The organism is Streptomyces sp. NPDC088554, assembly GCF_044752945.1.
GTDB lineage: Bacteria > Actinomycetota > Actinomycetes > Streptomycetales > Streptomycetaceae > Streptomyces.
Window position 1 is genome coordinate 23,638 of the sequence record NZ_JBIVMF010000020.1, and the last position, 15,952, is coordinate 39,589.

Genomic DNA, 15,952 nt, shown 5'->3' on the forward strand with positions numbered 1-15,952 from the left:
AAGGATCAGCCGCCGTTCAGCAGCCCGCCCGCCAGGCCGATGACCACCGGCGCCACCCCCACCGCGAGAAAGGCGGGCAGAAAGCAGAGCCCCACCGGCGCGGTGATCAGCACTTGGGCGCGCTGCGCCCGCGCCACGGCGTTACGGGACCGCTCGGCCCTGAAGCCTTCGGCCAGCCTGGTCACGGGCTCCGCGGCGGGCGCCCCCGTGGCACCGGCCCGCTCCAGACAGCGGGCCAGCCCCGCCGCGCCCGGTATCCGGCCGAACCTCCCCCACACCTCGGCCGGTTCGCCGCCGAGCCGCAGCTCGGCCGCCGTCCGCGCCAACCCGTCACCGACGGGACCGCCCAGCGACTCCCCGACCGCCTCCGCCGCCTCGCGCGGCCCCGCCCCCGCCGTGACACAGGCGGCCAGCAGATCGGCGGCCAGCGGAAGCTGCCGCGCCACCTCCTCGGCCCCGGTCCTGGCGGCGGCGTCCGGCGCCCTGGTCCGCAGCCAGCGACGGACCCCGTACGCCCCGGCGCACCCCACCGCCCAGCCCGCCACCCCGCCCACCAGCGCCCAGCCGACGATCACCGCCCCCAGCGGCGGACCCCAGCACCGCGCCCACCGCGCCACCGGCAGGGGCGGACGGCGCCGCCTGTGCCCCGCCCCCAGCAGGGCCACCAGCCGCCCGCGCGCCCGCCGTTCACGCCGCCCGGCCACCACCGCGAGGCCCAGAGCCCAGACGGCGGCGAGCGACGGACCCACCGCCCACGGCAGCGGGGTGAACGCCCCGGTCATGCCGCCTCCCCCGTCCGTACGACACGGGCGGCCCACCACAGGCCCACACCCTCCAGCAGCCCGCCGACCACCAGGCATCCCAGCCCCGCCGGGGTGTGCAACAGCACCCGCAGCGGATCCGCGCCCAGCGCCCAGCCCATCAGCAGACCCACCACCGGAAGGAGCGCGAGAACCACCACCGTCGACCAGGCCCCCGCCAACTGGGCCCGTAACCCTTCGCGCTGGTCCTTCTCCGCCCGTAGCGCCGCCTCCAGCCGGTCCAGTCCGGCGGCCAGCCCTGCCCCGCCGTCCACGGCCACCCGCCAGCAGGCCGCGAGCCCCACAAGGCCGTCGGCGCCCGGCTCGCGCGCCGCCTCACGCAGCGCGCCGGGCACATCACCGCCGAACCGCGCCGCCGCGAGCACCGACGCCTCGGCGCCGCCCAGCCCACCGGTCGCCCCCGCGGCGGCCAGCAGCGCCGGAACGGGCTGCAGACCAGCTCTCAGCTCACCGGCGGCCGCCCCGCACAGCGCGACGACCCCCTCGGCCCGGAGCTCCCGCGCCTTCCTCAACCCTCGGGCCCGCAGCCGCCGCCCCACCAGCGGCACCGCCAACGCGCCCCCGATCAGCGGCAGCACCGACTCGCCCGCCACCGCGAGCAGCACCGCCGGTGGCAGGCACCACCACTGCCCGCCCAGCCTCAGCGCCCAGCCGCGCGCCCTCGACGGCCACCGTTCCCAGGGCGGCGCCCCGGCACCCCGCGCGAACAGCAGTCCCGCCCGCCGCGCCCCTCGCTCATGGCCCGCCAGCAGCCAGCCCGCGCCCCCGGCACACACCGCCGCCGCCCCGGCGACGGCCGTCGACACCGCCGTCACAGCACACCTCCGACCAGCGTCAGCAGCCGTGGCCAGCCCCGCTCGTACGCGAATGCCTCCGCGCCCCAGCGCAGCGCGGGCACCGGCACCACCAGCCCCGCCGCGTCCCGCTCCAGCACATGCACCTCGGCGATCCTGCGCCGCCCGTCACGGTCCCGCACGAGATGGATCACGGCCGCCAGAGCCGCCGCCAACTGGCTGTGCAGCGCGGCCCGGTCGAGACCGGCGGCCGTCCCCAGGGCCTCCAGCCGCGCGGGAACGTCCGCCGCGGTATTGGCATGAACAGTGCCGCAGCCACCTTCGTGCCCGGTATTGAGAGCGGCCAGCAATTCCGTCACCTCGTGCCCCCGGACCTCTCCGACGACCAGCCGGTCGGGCCGCATCCGCAGCGCCTGGCGGACCAGGTCCCGCAGGGTCACCAGACCGGCCCCCTCCTGGTTGGCCGGGCGGCCCTCCAGCCGGACCACATGCGGATGGTCGGGCCTCAACTCGGCCGAGTCCTCGGCCAGTACGATCCGCTCGCGCGCTCCGACCAGGCCGAGCAGACTCGAGAGCAGTGTGGTTTTTCCTGTCCCCGTGCCGCCACTGATCAAGAAGGACAGCCGCGATTCGATCAGCGCCCGCAGCACCTTCTCCCCTCCCGGCGGCACCGTCCCCGCCGCGACCAGCTCGGCCAGGGAGAACGCCTTGGGCCGCACCACCCGCAGCGACAGATACGTGGAACCGACCGCCACCGGCGGCAGCACCGCGTGCATCCGGGTCCCGTCGGGCAGCCGGGCGTCCACCCAGGGCCGGGCGTCGTCCAGCCGTCGCCCGGCCACGGCGGCGAGCCGCTGGGCCAGCCTCCGTACGGAGGCTGCGTCCGGGAACGAGACAGCGGTCCGTTCGAGGCCGCTTCCCCGGTCCACCCACACCCGGTCGGGCGCCGATACCAGCACATCGGTCACCGCGGGGTCGGCGAGCAGCGGCTCCAGCGGCCCCGTGCCCACCAGCTCGCACCTCAGCTCCTCGGCGGCGCCCAGCACCTCCGAGTCCCCCAGCAGCCGTCCCCGGGCCCGCAACGCCGCCGCCACCTTCGCCGGTGTCGGGTCGGCCCCGCTCTCCGCGAGCTGCTGCCGTACGGCGTCCAGCAGCCCGCCCGCCGTGGTCATCGCGCTCATGCCGGCACACTTCCTTCCTCGGCGAACGCCCGCTCCCAGAAAGCCGCACAGAACGCGGCGAGCGGCCCGCGCACCCGGGATCCCGGTGGCACTCCGCCGTCCTGGTCCTGCGCCAGCCCCGGCTCCAGGGGGAGTTCACCCGCCAGCGGGAGCCCGAGGGCGTCGGCGATCCACTGTTCGTCCAGCCCCGCCGCGTACGGACCGCGGACCACCGCCCGCAGGTCCGGGAGGACCATGCCCACCATCGAGGCCACCCGGCCGGCCGCCGCGACGGCCCGCAGCTCGGCGGGGACCACCAGCAGCCCCAGATCCAGCTGGGCCAGAGCCTCCGCCACGGCCTCGTCCACCCGCCGCGGGAGATCCACGACCACCACACCGCCGCGCCGACGGGCGGCGGCCAGCACGGACCTCATGGCCTCCGGCCTGACGAGTACGGAGTCGCCGCGATCCCAGCTGAGCACCCGCAGCTGATGGAGGCGGGGCAGCGACTCCTCCAGCGCACCGCCCGCGACGCGCCCCTTGGAGACAGCGAAATCCGGCCAGCGTCTACCTTCGGTCTGCTCTCCGCCGAGCAGCACATCGAGTCCGCCGCCGAGCGGGTCCCCGTCGATGAGCATCGTGCGCCGGCCGCCCCGCGCCGCGGTGACCGCGAGGGCGCAGGCCAGTGTGGAGGCTCCCGCGCCACCGCGTCCGCCGATCACTCCGACGGTGAGCGCCGGCCTGCCCACCCCCTCGGCGGCGTCCGCGAGCCGGTCGACGAGCCAGCCCTCCGCGTCGGGCAGCCGCAGCACACACTCGGCGCCGATCTCCACCGCACGCCGCCATACGTCCGGGTCGTCCTGGTCCCGCCCGACGAGCATCACCCCCCGCCTGCGGGAGACGCCCCGGCAGCGGGCTGCCGCGTCGTCCCCCACGAGGACCATCGGCGCGTCCTCCCAGCTCCCCTTCCGCTCCGGCACCCGATGGTGCACCTCCGGCTCGGCACCGGCCGCGGCACACAACCGCAGCAGATCGTCGAGCAACTCCACGTCCTCGGTGACGATCAACGGTCCCGCGCAGCGTTCCCCGGCCACGGGTGACCGATCGGATGTCATGGATCCAGCCACAATCTCCGCCCCCTAATCCCTGTCTTGATCCGGTATCCGAGCGCTTCTCTCAGCGATCTCGCACTGATCCGGTATCCGTCATTCCGGCTGCCGCGAACTTCGCGGCCGGAATCACCTTGCGGGAGAACGGGAAATCTTGTGGATCTTGCTTGAAAACTGTGGACAACTCATCGGTTGTGAATATCCCGGTAGCTCATACCGGTGACTTCCGGAGCGCAGCACATCAACCACGCAGAGTGACGGGCATGCTGGGTGGAGAGACATCGCGCACCAAGGCACGGAAAGGGAGGACGACATGGTTCGAGAGCCGAAACGCGTCCGGACATGCGACGACCCCCGCCGGGGGGGAGAGCGGGGGTCGTCCCTCGGCCGACTCGGGGGGGGGAGGAGCCGGACCGGGTTAGCACGGTCGCGAACGATCCGTGACTTCCATGGTGTACCCGAGAGCCTTCTCAGGCAAACCCACGCGACAGAGCTTACGCCGAATGGTGGGCGCATATGCTCTGCCTCGTGGAAAACCACTCCTTGCCGCGCACAGCAGCCTTCTTTGACCTGGACAAGACGGTCATTGCGAAGTCATCGACGTTGACCTTCAGCAAGTCCTTCTATCAAGGCGGCCTGATCAACCGCCGCGCCGTACTGCGAACCGCATACGCGCAGTTCGTCTTCCTCGCGGGAGGCGCCGATCACGACCAGATGGAGCGGATGCGGGAGTATCTCTCCGCGCTCTGCAAAGGCTGGAACGTCCAGCAGGTCAAAGAGATCGTCGCCGAGACCCTGCACGACCTGATCGACCCGATCATCTACGACGAGGCGGCCTCCCTCATCGAGAACCACCACATCGCCGGACGTGATGTGGTGATCGTCTCCACCTCCGGCGCCGAGGTGGTCGAGCCGATCGGCGAATTGCTCGGAGCCGACCGGGTCGTGGCCACCCGGATGGTCGTCGGCGCTGACGGCTGCTTCACGGGCGAAGTGGAGTACTACGCGTACGGGCCGACCAAGGCCGAGGCGGTCAAGACCCTCGCCGCGTCCGAGGGATACGACCTGTCCCGCTGCTACGCGTACAGCGACTCCATCACCGATGTGCCGATGCTCGAATCGGTCGGCCACCCCCACGCGGTCAACCCGGACCGCGCGCTGCGCCGCGAGGCGACGGCCCGCGGATGGCCGGTTCTCGTCTTCAGCCGACCCGTTCGACTGAAGCAGCGGCTGCCCGCCTTCTCCATGCCGCCACGACCGGCGCTGCTCGCGGCGGCGGCGATGGGCGCGGCCGCCGTGACCGCCGGGCTGGTCTGGTACGCGAGCCGGCACAGGCAGCCCCCGCCCCTCTGACCCCGGCCCACGCCCCCCATTCCCCGCCCGCACCCTTTGCCCCTATTTGAAGATAAAAGTAAAGAACTGAAGCGAGGGGTTCCGCATCCCCGCGGACAGGAGTACAAAGGACTCAACGGCCCGCGAGACCAAGGACATCCGAGAGGATCACCTTTTACGCACCAGGCCCCACGGACCGAGCATGGAAGCCGAGCACCCACGCGACGTCGACCCGTCGATTACGGGCCAGCCGCACCAGGCGACGGGCAAAGTACCCGACCTGATGGGCAATACAACGAGGACGCTTGGTAACTCGACGGACATGCCAGCGGCGGTGCCCATACGGGGCGCCGCCGCAACTCTGCCCGAAGCCGGCCCGGCCCGGGTCCCGCTCAGGCGGCGCCGCGCTGGAGTGCCTCGCAGACCGCCGTCGACTCCCGTACCCCCAGCTCGACCGCGTGTCCGCAGTGGGTGATCCACGCCGACATACCGTCCGGCGTCCCCGACAGATAGCCCTCGAACGCCGCCGCGTACGCCGCGCGCCCCAACTCCGCGTGGCCGACCTCGGCCGGACAGATCGACTTGGGATCAAGGCCACTGCTGATCAGTACGATCCGCTCGGCCGCCCGCGCCACCAGCCCGTTGTACGAGCCGAACGGGCGCAGCGCCAGCAGCTCACCGTGCACCACCGCCGCCTTCACCAGCGCCGGCGCCGAACTCGCCGCGACCACCAGCCGCGACAGTCCGCCCAGCCGCCCCGCCACCTCGCCCGCGCCGAGCAGTGGGGCCCCGGCGAGCGGATCGACCCCTTCCGCACCGGGTGTCTCCACGACCGGTTCGCCCGCCAGCCGGGGCCGCCCCACCGTCACATCGTCGACACCCGCCCCCCCGGCGGCCACCAGATGCAGCCTCGCCAGCACCCGCACCGGCGACTGCGCCCAGATGGAGAGGAGTTGACCGGCCTCGGCGTTCAGCCGCAGAGCCGCGCCGACCGTACGGGCCTCGGCCTCCGAGCCGAAGTCGCTGCGCCTGCGCACCTCTTCGAGCGCCCAGTCGGCGCCGGACAGCGCCGCGGAGCCACGCGCGGCACGCAGGGCGGCCTCCGAGGTGACCTCGCTGCTGCGCCGCCGCATCACCCGGTGGCCATAGACGCGGTCGACGGCCTTGCGCATGGAATCCACCGCGTCCGGAACGCCCGGCAGGGCGGCCAGCGCGACCAGGGGGTCCTCCGGTCGCGGCGCGGAGGGGACGGCGGAGGCAGTCGTACTCATAAGTAAGGAGGCTACGCGCCCGGGACCCGCGTCCCACCTTGGAGTGGTCTTCCTCACGGAAGCCCCTCACCTTGCGCGAAACTACCACTACGCTACGTGAACATGAAGATCGCTTTCGTGGGCAAGGGCGGCAGTGGCAAAACCACGCTGTCCTCGCTTTTCATCCGTCATCTGACCGCCAACGAAGCCTCCGTCGTCGCGGTGGACGCCGATATCAATCAGCACCTCGGGGCCGCGCTCGGCCTCGACGAGGCGGAGGCCGCCGCGCTGCCCGCGATGGGGGCGCATCTGCCCCTGATCAAGGACTATCTGCGGGGCAGCAATCCGCGGATCGCCTCCGCCGACGCGATGATCAAGACGACCCCGCCGGGCGAAGGGTCACGGCTGCTCCGTGTCGCCGAGAACAATCCGGTGTACGAGGCCTGCGCGCGTACGGTCCGGCTCGATGACGGCGATATCCGTCTGATGGCCACGGGCCCCTTCACCGAGGCCGACCTCGGGGTCGCCTGCTACCACTCCAAGGTCGGCGCGGTCGAACTGTGCCTCAACCATCTGGTCGACGGACCCGACGAATATGTGGTCGTCGACATGACAGCGGGGTCGGACTCGTTCGCCTCGGGGATGTTCACCCGGTTCGACATGACGTTCCTGGTGGCGGAGCCGACCCGTAAGGGGGTGTCCGTCTACCGCCAGTACAAGGAGTACGCGCGGGACTACGGCGTCTCGTTGAAGGTCGTCGGCAACAAGGTACAGGGCCAGGACGACCTGGACTTCCTCCGCGAGGAGGTGGGCGACGACCTGCTCGTCACGGTCGGACACTCGGACTGGGTCCGCGCGATGGAGAAGGGCCGCCCCGCCCGCTTCGAACTACTGGAGGCGGACAACCGCTGCGCGCTCCAGACCCTCCAGGACGCGGCCGAGGACTCGTACGAACACCGCGACTGGGAGCGGTACACCCATCAGATGGTCCACTTCCACCTCAGGAACGCCGAGAGCTGGGGCAACGCGAAGACGGGCATCGACCTGGCATCGCAGGTCGACCCCGCCTTCGTGCTCAGCGAAGCCCACGCCGTACCCCAACCCACCTGACGGACAAAGCCGGGCCCGGAAGACGCGCCGGCCGCCCGCCGTCACCCGACGGACGGAGTCCGGCGCAGCGCCCCGAAACCGGAAGACCGCCCCGGCGCCGCCCGGCGGGGGCCCGGCGGCGGGGGGCTGGGGGTTGTTGTCAGTGCTTCTCGGCGTGGGAGACCGGGGGTGCCGGTGAGGCGGCGGTGGTGGTGAAGGCCGGCCAGCCGTTCTTGGGGGCTTCTCCGACGTCGAGGGTGCGCAGTTTCTTCAGGGTCGCCGGGTCCTGCGCGTCCAGCCAGTCGGCGAGTTGGCGGAACGTCACGCACTGGACGTCCTTCTGGACGCAGACCGCCGCGATCGTCTCTTCGACGGCGCGCATGTACGTGCCGCCGTTCCAGGATTCGAAGTGGTTGCCGATGATCAGCGGGGCACGGTTCCCCTCGTACGCGCGGTCGAAAGCTTGGATCAGGCCGTCACGCATCTGATCGCCCCAGTACTCGTGCTGGTCCGGATCGCCCTTGACCGTTCCCGACTGGTTGTACATGAAGTTGTAGTCCATCGCGAGCGTCTCGAACTCGCGGCCCGGCACCGGGACCAACTGGAGCGGCAGATCCCAGAGACCCTCGGTCTTCTTCGGCCAGACCTGGTTGCCGATGCCGCTGGAGTCGTAGCGGAAGCCCATCGTCCGGGCCGCCAGCATCATGTTCTTCTGCCCTTCCAGGCAGGGGGTCCGGCCGCCGATCAGCTCCTTGTCGTAGTCGAAGGGCAGCGGCGCCTCGTTCGGCAGACCGGCGTTGGTCTTCCAGTTCTTGACGAAGGACTTGGCCTGGCTCAGCTCGCTCTTCCACTCCTCGACGGACCAGGTGCCGACCCCGCCGTCCTTGCCGCAGAAGTGGCCGTTGAAGTGGGTGCCGATCTCATTGCCCTCCAGCCAGGCCGCGCGCACCTCCCGCAGGGTGTCCTTGATTCCCACGGCGTCGTTGAAGCCGATGTCCGAGCTGCCGGCCAAGTGCTGCGGCGGGTCGTACAGCTTGGCCTTCTCCTCGGGGAGCAGATAGACACCGCTCAGGAAGTACGTCATCTTCGCGTCGTACTTCTTGGCCACGCCCCGGAAGTGGGAGAAGAGCTTCTGGCTGTCCTCGCCCGCGCCGTCCCAGGAGAACACCACGAACTGCGGGGGTTTCTGGCCCGGCTTCAGCTTCCGCGGCGTGGTCATGTGCGGCTGGAGTCCGGTGAACGCGGTGGAGCCGTCACCGATGAGCCGCACCGCTTCCTTCGGGGCGCCGGGGGCCTTCTTCGCCCCGGGGGCGCCCTTCTGGGCCTCCGGCGCTCCGGAGCCGGAGCATCCGGCGAGGCCTGCGGCGAGCGCCACGACGGCGGCGCCGAAGGCGATTCTCTGTGTGGCGGCCAGCATCCGCCCACCTCTTCCTTCAGGTTCAGTACCGAAGTGCCGAGCGGCGACTGCCGGCACGGCGCCGAGCACCGACAACCTCGCACCACATATGAAGAGATGAATAAACGACAAGCCGGACAAAATTACTAATCACCAGTCCGAGTGAATATTTGCACCATTTGCCCGAAAAGTTATGTCCTAGTCTTTACTCTGCATTACGATCCATTTACTGAGAGTTGAATAACGCATCCCGCCACTGCACGCCGTGCCCCCGGTCGCGACCCACATACCGCGACCGCGCTGCCCCGGAGGAGACGGGAACATGTCTTCCGTTGTCACCACTCGCTCTGACCTCACGCCCCCCACACCCCCCACCGAAACCCGAACCCGTTTCTCCCGGATCCCGCGCTTCCGCAGACCGCACGGCCCACCGCCGGGGCGCCCGCGCTTCCGGATCGCCGGAAGCGATCTGTCCGCCTCCATCTCCGTCTTCCTGATCGCGCTGCCGCTCTCCCTGGGCATCGCGCTCGCCACCGGCGCGCCGCTCCAGGCGGGCCTGGTGGCCGCCGCGGTCGGCGGTCTGGTCGTCGGCAGGCTGGGCGGGACCCCGCTTCAGGTCAGCGGACCCGCCGCCGGACTCACCGTCATCACGGCCGATCTGATCCAGCGGTACGGCTGGCGCACGACCTGCGCGATCACCATCTGCGCCGGTCTCGCCCAACTCGGCCTCGCGGCCCTGCGGGTGGCCCGCTCGGCGCTCGCCGTCAGTCCGGCGATCGTGCACGGCATGCTCGCCGGCATCGGGGTCACCATCGCCCTCGCCCAACTCCATATCGTGCTCGGCGGTACGCCACAGAGCTCCGCCGTCGACAATGTGCGCGGTCTGCCGGCCCAGTTGGCGGACCTGCATCCCGGCGCGCTCTCCGTGAGCGCCCTGACGGTCGCGATGCTGCTCTTCTGGCCGCGCGTTCCGGGGCGCGTCGGCCGTACCGTACGGAAAATCCCGGCGGCGTTGGCCGCGGTGGCCATCGCGACCGCGCTCGCCGCACTCGCCGGGATCCGGCTGGAGCGGGTCGATCTGCCCTCCTGGAGCAGCCACGCCCTGCCCGAACTGCCCGAGGGGCCCGTGCTCGGGCTGTTCGCCGCCGTCCTCACCGTCACGCTGGTCGCCAGCGTCGAATCACTTCTGTCGGCGGTCGCCGTGGACAAGCTGACGGCGGCGCGCAAGGAGCCGCCCGTCCGGATCCCCCGGGCCCGGCTCGACCGGGAGCTGGCCGGACAGGGCGCGGGGAACGTCGTCTCCGGCGCGCTCGGCGGGCTCCCCATCACCGGGGTCGCCGTGCGCAGCGCCGCCAATGTCGCAGCCGGGGGCGTGAGCAGACACGCGACGATGCTGCACGGCCTGTGGATCGCGGTCGCCGCCCTGCTGCTGGTGCCCGTGCTCGATCTGATCCCGCTGGCGGCCCTGGCCGCGCTGGTGATGGTCGTCGGGGTCCAGATGGTCAGCCTCACCCGTCTGCGCACCATCCGGCGCAACCGCGAAATGCTGGTGTACGCGGTGACGCTGACCGCCGTGGTGTTCACCGGGGTGCTGGAAGGTGTCGTGATCGGGATCGCGGTGGCGGTGGCCGTCGCGCTGCACCGGCTGACCAGGACCCGGATCACCACGGAGGAGCGGGACGGGGTCCACCGCGTACACGCCCGTGGCCAGTTGACCTTCCTCGCGGTGCCGAGGCTCAGCCGGATGCTGCACCAGGTGCCGCAGAACGCCCCGTGCGTGGTGGAGCTGGACGGCTCCTTCATGGACCACGCGGCGTACGAAGCGCTGCACGACTGGCAGACGGCGCATATCGCGCAGGGGGGTACGGCCTCGTTCACCGGGCGGGCGGGCAGCAGGATCGCCAAGCCCGCCGACGAGCCCCAGCTCTGTTGCCGCCCCTGGACGCCCTGGCGCAACCACCACTGCGGTGAACATCCCGCCGAGCGGTCCACCACCGAAGAGTCCAGAGTCAGCGAGTCCGCCGCCGGGCGGCCGGAAGTCGGGGAGTCCATGGTCGAGCAACAAGAGACAGCAGCAGGTACGACAGAGACCTCAGGGGCTGCGGGGACCCCGGAGATCTCCGGGGGTGCCGGGACCGTTACGGAGTCTTCCGGCGCGGGTCCGGTCGGCACGGCATCGACAGGCATCGGAGAGACGGGCCACAGAGAAACGGGCCACGGGGAGACGGCCCACGGAGAAACTTCCTACAGAGAGCCCGTTCGCGGGAAGCCGGACAGCCCAGCGGCGGACAGCCGTCCGGCGGGTGCCCGGACCGGTAGTGGCCCGGTCCGTTCCTCGGGGGGCCGTCAACTCGCCAGCGGGCTCAGCTCCTTCCAGCGCAATACGGCCCCGTTGGTACGTGGCGAGTTGGCGCGGCTGGCACGCGAAGGCCAGCGGCCCTCGCAGCTCTTCCTCACCTGCGCCGATTCCCGGCTGGTCACCAGCATGATCACCTCCAGCGGTCCGGGCGATCTCTTCACCGTGCGCAATGTGGGCAATCTGGTGCCACTGCCGGAGGCCGCGGGCGCGGACGACTCCGTGGCCGCGGCGATCGAGTACGCCGTGGATGTGCTGCGGGTGCAGTCCATCACCGTCTGCGGGCACTCGGGATGCGGCGCCATGCAGGCCCTGTTGAACCCGCCCGACGGCACCGGGGAGCCCCCGACTCCGCTGCGCCGCTGGCTGCGCCACGGGCAGCCCAGCCTGGAGCGGATGAAGAGCCGGCGTCACCCGTGTGCCAGGATCTCCGGGCGGTTGCCCGCCGATGCCGTCGAGCAGCTCTGTCTGACCAATGTGGTCCAGCAGTTGGAGAATCTACGGGCCCATGAAGCGGTAGCGCGCGGCCTGTCCGAGGGCCGGCTGGAGCTGCACGGAATGTACTTCCATGTCGGGGAGGCCCAGGCGTATCTGCTGGCGGACGGTCTCGGCGCCGGTCACGACCCCGGTGGCGACGAGGAGGTGTTCAACCGGGTGGCCCCGACCGCGTTCGAGGAGGCGCGCGCCTGAACCGTACCCGTACCGCATCCGTGAGAATGTGTGGCCCGCTTCCCCACGCGCCCCGGGGGAGCGGACCGTTACCCCGCCGGACCCCCGCACAGGTCCGAAGTGACTATGAGGGGGGGAAGACCCTTGTCACGTCGGCATCCGGCTGATGAGCTATGGCCGGGACGCATAGGACGCCCTGGGAAGACGCCCGGGGAAAGGGAGATGTCGTGAGCAACGAAAGCCTGGCCAACCTGCTCAAGGAGGAGACGGGAGTATGAGCGAAGCTTCTTCCCTCTCCAACCTGCTCAAGGAGGACCGGCGGTTCGCGCCGCCGGCCGAGCTGGCCGCACACGCCAATGTGACGGCTGAGGCGTACGAGCAAGCCGCGGCGGACAGGCTTGGCTTCTGGGCCGAGCAGGCGAGGCGGCTCACCTGGGTCACCGAGCCGACCGAGACGCTGGACTGGTCGAACCCGCCGTTCGCCAAGTGGTTCGCGGACGGCGAGCTGAACGTCGCCTACAACTGCGTCGACCGTCATGTCGAGGCCGGCCTCGGGGACCGGGTGGCGATCCACTTCGAGGGCGAGCCCGGCGATAGTCGTTCGATCACCTACGCCGAGCTGAAGGACGAGGTGTCGCGGGCCGCCAACGCGCTCACCGAGCTGGGCGTGCGGAAGGGCGACCGGGTCGCCGTCTATCTGCCGATGATCCCCGAGGCCGCGGTCGCCATGCTCGCCTGCGCCCGTATCGGCGCCGCGCACTCCGTGGTATTCGGCGGCTTCTCGGCCGACGCCGTCGCCTCCCGTATCCAGGACGCGGACGCCAAGCTGGTCATCACCGCGGACGGCGGCTACCGCCGGGGCAAGCCCGCCGCGCTCAAGCCCGCCATCGACGCGGCGGTCGCCAAGTGCCCGCAGGTCGAGCATGTCCTCGTCGTACGCCGGACCGGCCAGGACACCGCGTTCGACGACTCCCGGGACGTCTGGTGGCACGACATCGTCGCCCGCCAGTCCGCCGAGCACACCCCGGAGGCGTTCGGCGCGGAGCACCCGCTCTTCATCCTCTACACGTCCGGTACGACGGGTAAGCCGAAGGGCATCCTGCACACCTCGGGCGGCTATCTCACCCAGGTGGCCTACACCCACCACGCCGTCTTCGACCTCAAGCCCGAGTCGGACGTCTACTGGTGCACCGCCGACATCGGCTGGGTGACCGGACACTCGTACATCGTGTACGGGCCGCTGGCCAACGGCGCCACCCAGGTCATGTACGAGGGCACCCCCGACACCCCGCACCAGGGGCGCTTCTGGGAGATCGTCCAGAAGTACGGGGTGACGATCCTCTACACCGCGCCGACCGCGATCCGTACGTTCATGAAGTGGGGCGACGACATCCCCGCCAAGTTCGATCTGTCCTCCCTGCGGGTGCTGGGCTCGGTCGGCGAACCCATCAACCCCGAGGCGTGGATCTGGTACCGCGAGCACATCGGCGCCGGAAAGACCCCCATCGTGGACACCTGGTGGCAGACCGAGACCGGCGCCATGATGATCGCCCCGCTGCCCGGTGTGACCGAGACCAAGCCGGGCTCCGCCCAGCGCGCCCTGCCCGGTATCTCCGCGACCGTCGTGGACGACGATGCCCGTGAGGTGCCGGACGGGGGCGGCGGCTATCTCGTCCTCACCGAGCCCTGGCCCTCGATGCTCCGCACCATCTGGGGCGACGACCAGCGCTTCCTCGACACCTACTGGTCCCGTTTCGAGGGCAAGTACTTCGCCGGGGACGGTGCCAAGAAGGACGACGACGGCGACATCTGGCTGCTGGGCCGCGTCGACGACGTCATGCTCGTCTCCGGCCACAACATCTCCACCACCGAGGTCGAGTCCGCCCTCGTCTCCCACCCCAAGGTCGCGGAAGCCGCCGTCGTCGGAGCCAACGACGAGACCACGGGACAGGCCATCGTCGCCTTCGTCATCCTGCGCGGCACCGCCGACGTCGACGACGGTCTCGTGGCCGAGCTGCGCGACCATGTCGGCGCCACCCTCGGCCCCATCGCCAAACCCAAGCGGATCCTCCCGGTCGCCGAGCTGCCCAAGACCCGCTCCGGGAAGATCATGCGGCGGCTGCTGCGGGACGTAGCGGAGAACCGCGAACTCGGCGATGTCACCACCCTCACCGACTCGTCCGTCATGGATCTCATCCAGACCCAGCTGCCCAGCGCCTCCAGCGAGGACTGAGCAGCGCGAGGGGGCGCCGATGTCGTTATCCACAACACCGGCGCCCCGTCCGCCCATCCGGGTACAGTGAGCGCCGCGTCAACATCTCAATAAAAAGTTCCAAGGTGCGCCGGGAAGTCTGGTCGGCAGGTGAATCGCCATGCCCGCCGACCGACCGGAGGCCCCTCCCGTGCCCGCGCCGACGCCCACCCCTCGCACCACCGCCCGTACGTTCCTCGGACGTCTCTCCCTGCCCGAGCGGAACTACCTCGCGGACGCGCTGCGGACCGAGACCGTCGGCGGCATGCTCCTCCTCGTCGCCGCGGTCGCCGCCCTCCTCTGGGCGAACACCCCGCTGAGCGGCAGTTACGCGGCCGTCCGCGACTTCCACCTCGGACCCGCCGCGCTGGGCCTCGACCTCTCCGTACAGCACTGGGCCGCGGACGGGCTGCTCGCTGTCTTCTTCTTCGTCGCCGGTATCGAGCTGAAGCGCGAGCTGGTCGCCGGGGAGCTGCGCGATCCGCGGGCCGCCGCGCTCCCCGTGATCGCCGCGCTCTCCGGTATGGCGGCGCCCGCGCTGGTGTATGTGCTGGTCAACACCGTCGGCGGGGGCTCGCTGGGTGGCTGGGCCGTGCCCGTCGCCACCGATATCGCCTTCGCGCTCGCCGTCCTCGCGGTCATCGGCACCTCACTGCCGTCCGCGCTGCGGGCCTTCCTCCTCACCCTCGCCGTCGTCGACGACCTCTTCGCGATCCTGATCATCGCCGTCTTCTTCACCGGCGACCTGAATTTCCTGGCGCTCGGCGGCGCGTTCACCGGGCTCGCCGTCTTCTGGCTGCTGCTGCGCAAGGGCGTACACGGCTGGTACGTGTACGTTCCGCTGGCCCTGGTCATCTGGGGGCTGATGTACAACAGCGGCGTCCACGCCACCATCGCCGGGGTCGCGATGGGGCTGATGCTGCGCTGCACCAGGCGCGAGGGCGAGGAGCACTCCCCCGGCGAGCGCATCGAGCATCTGGTGCGCCCGCTCTCGGCGGGGCTGGCCGTACCGCTGTTCGCCCTGTTCTCGGCGGGGGTCGCGGTGTCCGGCGGCGCGCTCGGCCGGGTCTTCACCCAGCCGGAGACGCTCGGCGTCGTCCTCGGGCTGGTGGTCGGCAAGCCGCTCGGCATCTTCGGCGGCACCTGGCTGGCCGCCCGCTTCACCCGGGCGGAGCTGAACAAGGACCTCGCCTGGCCCGATGTCTTCGCGCTGGCCACGCTCGCCGGAATCGGCTTCACGGTCTCGCTGCTCATCGGCGAGCTGGCCTTCTCCACCGACCCCGGACTCACCGACGAGGTGAAGGCCGCGGTGCTCGCGGGCTCCGTGACCGCGGCCGTATTCGCCGCCGTACTGCTCAAACTGAGGGTCCGTACGTACCGTGCTCTGTACGAGGAGGAGGAGCGCGACGAGGATCTGGACGGCATCCCCGACATCTACGAGCAGGACGATCCGGCGTACCACCTGCGTATGGCGACGCTGTACGAAGCCAGGGCGGCGGAGCACCGGCGGCTGGCGGAACACGCGGGGGCAACGCGCGAGGAGGGCGGCGGTCCGGCATGATCGGACAACGGATCGGCGGCCGGGAGATCTCCGGCCGAGCGGTCCCCGACCGGAGCGGCCCTGGCCGAGCGGTCGGCGGAGCCGAGCCGTCCGTATCCCATCCGCGTCCCGTCCGTATCCCCAGAAGAGCGAGAAGGAAGAGGGAGTCACCGTGAGCGACCCCG

Annotated in this window: 11 protein-coding genes; 5 read left to right on the forward strand and 6 right to left on the reverse strand. The window is 70.9% G+C overall.

The window, feature by feature from the left end:
- Positions 1–5: 5 nt before the first annotated feature.
- From ACIP8W_RS22900 to ssd, 4 genes are read right to left on the reverse strand one after another with little or no spacing between them, the layout of a single operon-like run.
- Complete coding sequence (locus tag ACIP8W_RS22900; RefSeq protein WP_402204386.1) at positions 6–782, reverse strand: type II secretion system F family protein; 777 nt, start codon at positions 780–782, stop codon at positions 6–8.
- Complete coding sequence (locus tag ACIP8W_RS22905) at positions 779–1,636, reverse strand: type II secretion system F family protein (RefSeq protein ID WP_402204388.1); 858 nt, start codon at positions 1,634–1,636, stop codon at positions 779–781. The genes ACIP8W_RS22900 and ACIP8W_RS22905 overlap by 4 nt, the downstream gene beginning before the upstream one ends.
- Complete coding sequence (locus tag ACIP8W_RS22910) at positions 1,633–2,796, reverse strand: TadA family conjugal transfer-associated ATPase (RefSeq protein ID WP_401955495.1); 1,164 nt, start codon at positions 2,794–2,796, stop codon at positions 1,633–1,635. The genes ACIP8W_RS22905 and ACIP8W_RS22910 overlap by 4 nt, the downstream gene beginning before the upstream one ends.
- Entirely contained in the window at positions 2,793–3,890 is a 1,098-nt protein-coding gene (gene ssd, locus ACIP8W_RS22915; protein WP_401955494.1) for a septum site-determining protein Ssd, read from the reverse strand. Before ssd ends, ACIP8W_RS22910 begins: the two co-directional genes overlap by 4 nt.
- A 510-nt stretch (positions 3,891–4,400) precedes the next feature.
- Between ssd and ACIP8W_RS22920 the strand changes: the two genes are divergently transcribed.
- Complete coding sequence (locus ACIP8W_RS22920; RefSeq protein ID WP_401955493.1) at positions 4,401–5,237, forward strand: HAD family hydrolase; 837 nt, start codon at positions 4,401–4,403, stop codon at positions 5,235–5,237.
- A gap of 371 nt (positions 5,238–5,608) precedes the next feature.
- On the opposite strand, the gene ACIP8W_RS22925 is transcribed toward ACIP8W_RS22920, so the two are convergent.
- Positions 5,609–6,487 (reverse strand): oxidoreductase, encoded by an 879-nt coding sequence (locus ACIP8W_RS22925; protein WP_401955492.1) that lies wholly within the window; start codon positions 6,485–6,487, stop codon positions 5,609–5,611.
- A gap of 102 nt (positions 6,488–6,589) precedes the next feature.
- On the opposite strand from ACIP8W_RS22925, the gene ACIP8W_RS22930 reads away from it, so the two are divergent.
- On the forward strand, positions 6,590–7,576 hold the full coding sequence (locus ACIP8W_RS22930; RefSeq protein ID WP_401955491.1) for an ATP-binding protein: 987 nt from the start codon (positions 6,590–6,592) through the stop codon (positions 7,574–7,576).
- Between the two features lie 139 nt (positions 7,577–7,715).
- Here ACIP8W_RS22930 and ACIP8W_RS22935 read toward each other — a convergent pair whose 3' ends face one another.
- Positions 7,716–8,972, reverse strand: coding sequence for a hypothetical protein (locus tag ACIP8W_RS22935; protein ID WP_402204392.1), 1,257 nt, complete (start codon positions 8,970–8,972; stop codon positions 7,716–7,718).
- 301 nt (positions 8,973–9,273) lie between these two features.
- On the opposite strand from ACIP8W_RS22935, the gene ACIP8W_RS22940 reads away from it, so the two are divergent.
- The 3 genes from ACIP8W_RS22940 to nhaA all read left to right on the forward strand — a co-directional run bounded on the left by ACIP8W_RS22940 (position 9,274) and on the right by nhaA (position 15,788).
- Positions 9,274–11,997: a bifunctional SulP family inorganic anion transporter/carbonic anhydrase gene (locus tag ACIP8W_RS22940; protein WP_402204394.1), complete on the forward strand. Its 2,724-nt coding sequence runs from the start codon at positions 9,274–9,276 to the stop codon at positions 11,995–11,997.
- 253 nt (positions 11,998–12,250) lie between these two features.
- Positions 12,251–14,209 carry an acetate--CoA ligase gene (acs, locus tag ACIP8W_RS22945; RefSeq protein WP_401955488.1) on the forward strand — a complete coding sequence of 653 codons (1,959 nt, stop codon included), beginning with the start codon at positions 12,251–12,253 and terminating at the stop codon, positions 14,207–14,209.
- Between the two features lie 139 nt (positions 14,210–14,348).
- Positions 14,349–15,788: a Na+/H+ antiporter NhaA gene (nhaA, locus tag ACIP8W_RS22950; protein WP_401955487.1), complete on the forward strand. Its 1,440-nt coding sequence runs from the start codon at positions 14,349–14,351 to the stop codon at positions 15,786–15,788.
- The last annotated feature ends 164 nt before the right edge of the window (positions 15,789–15,952 follow it).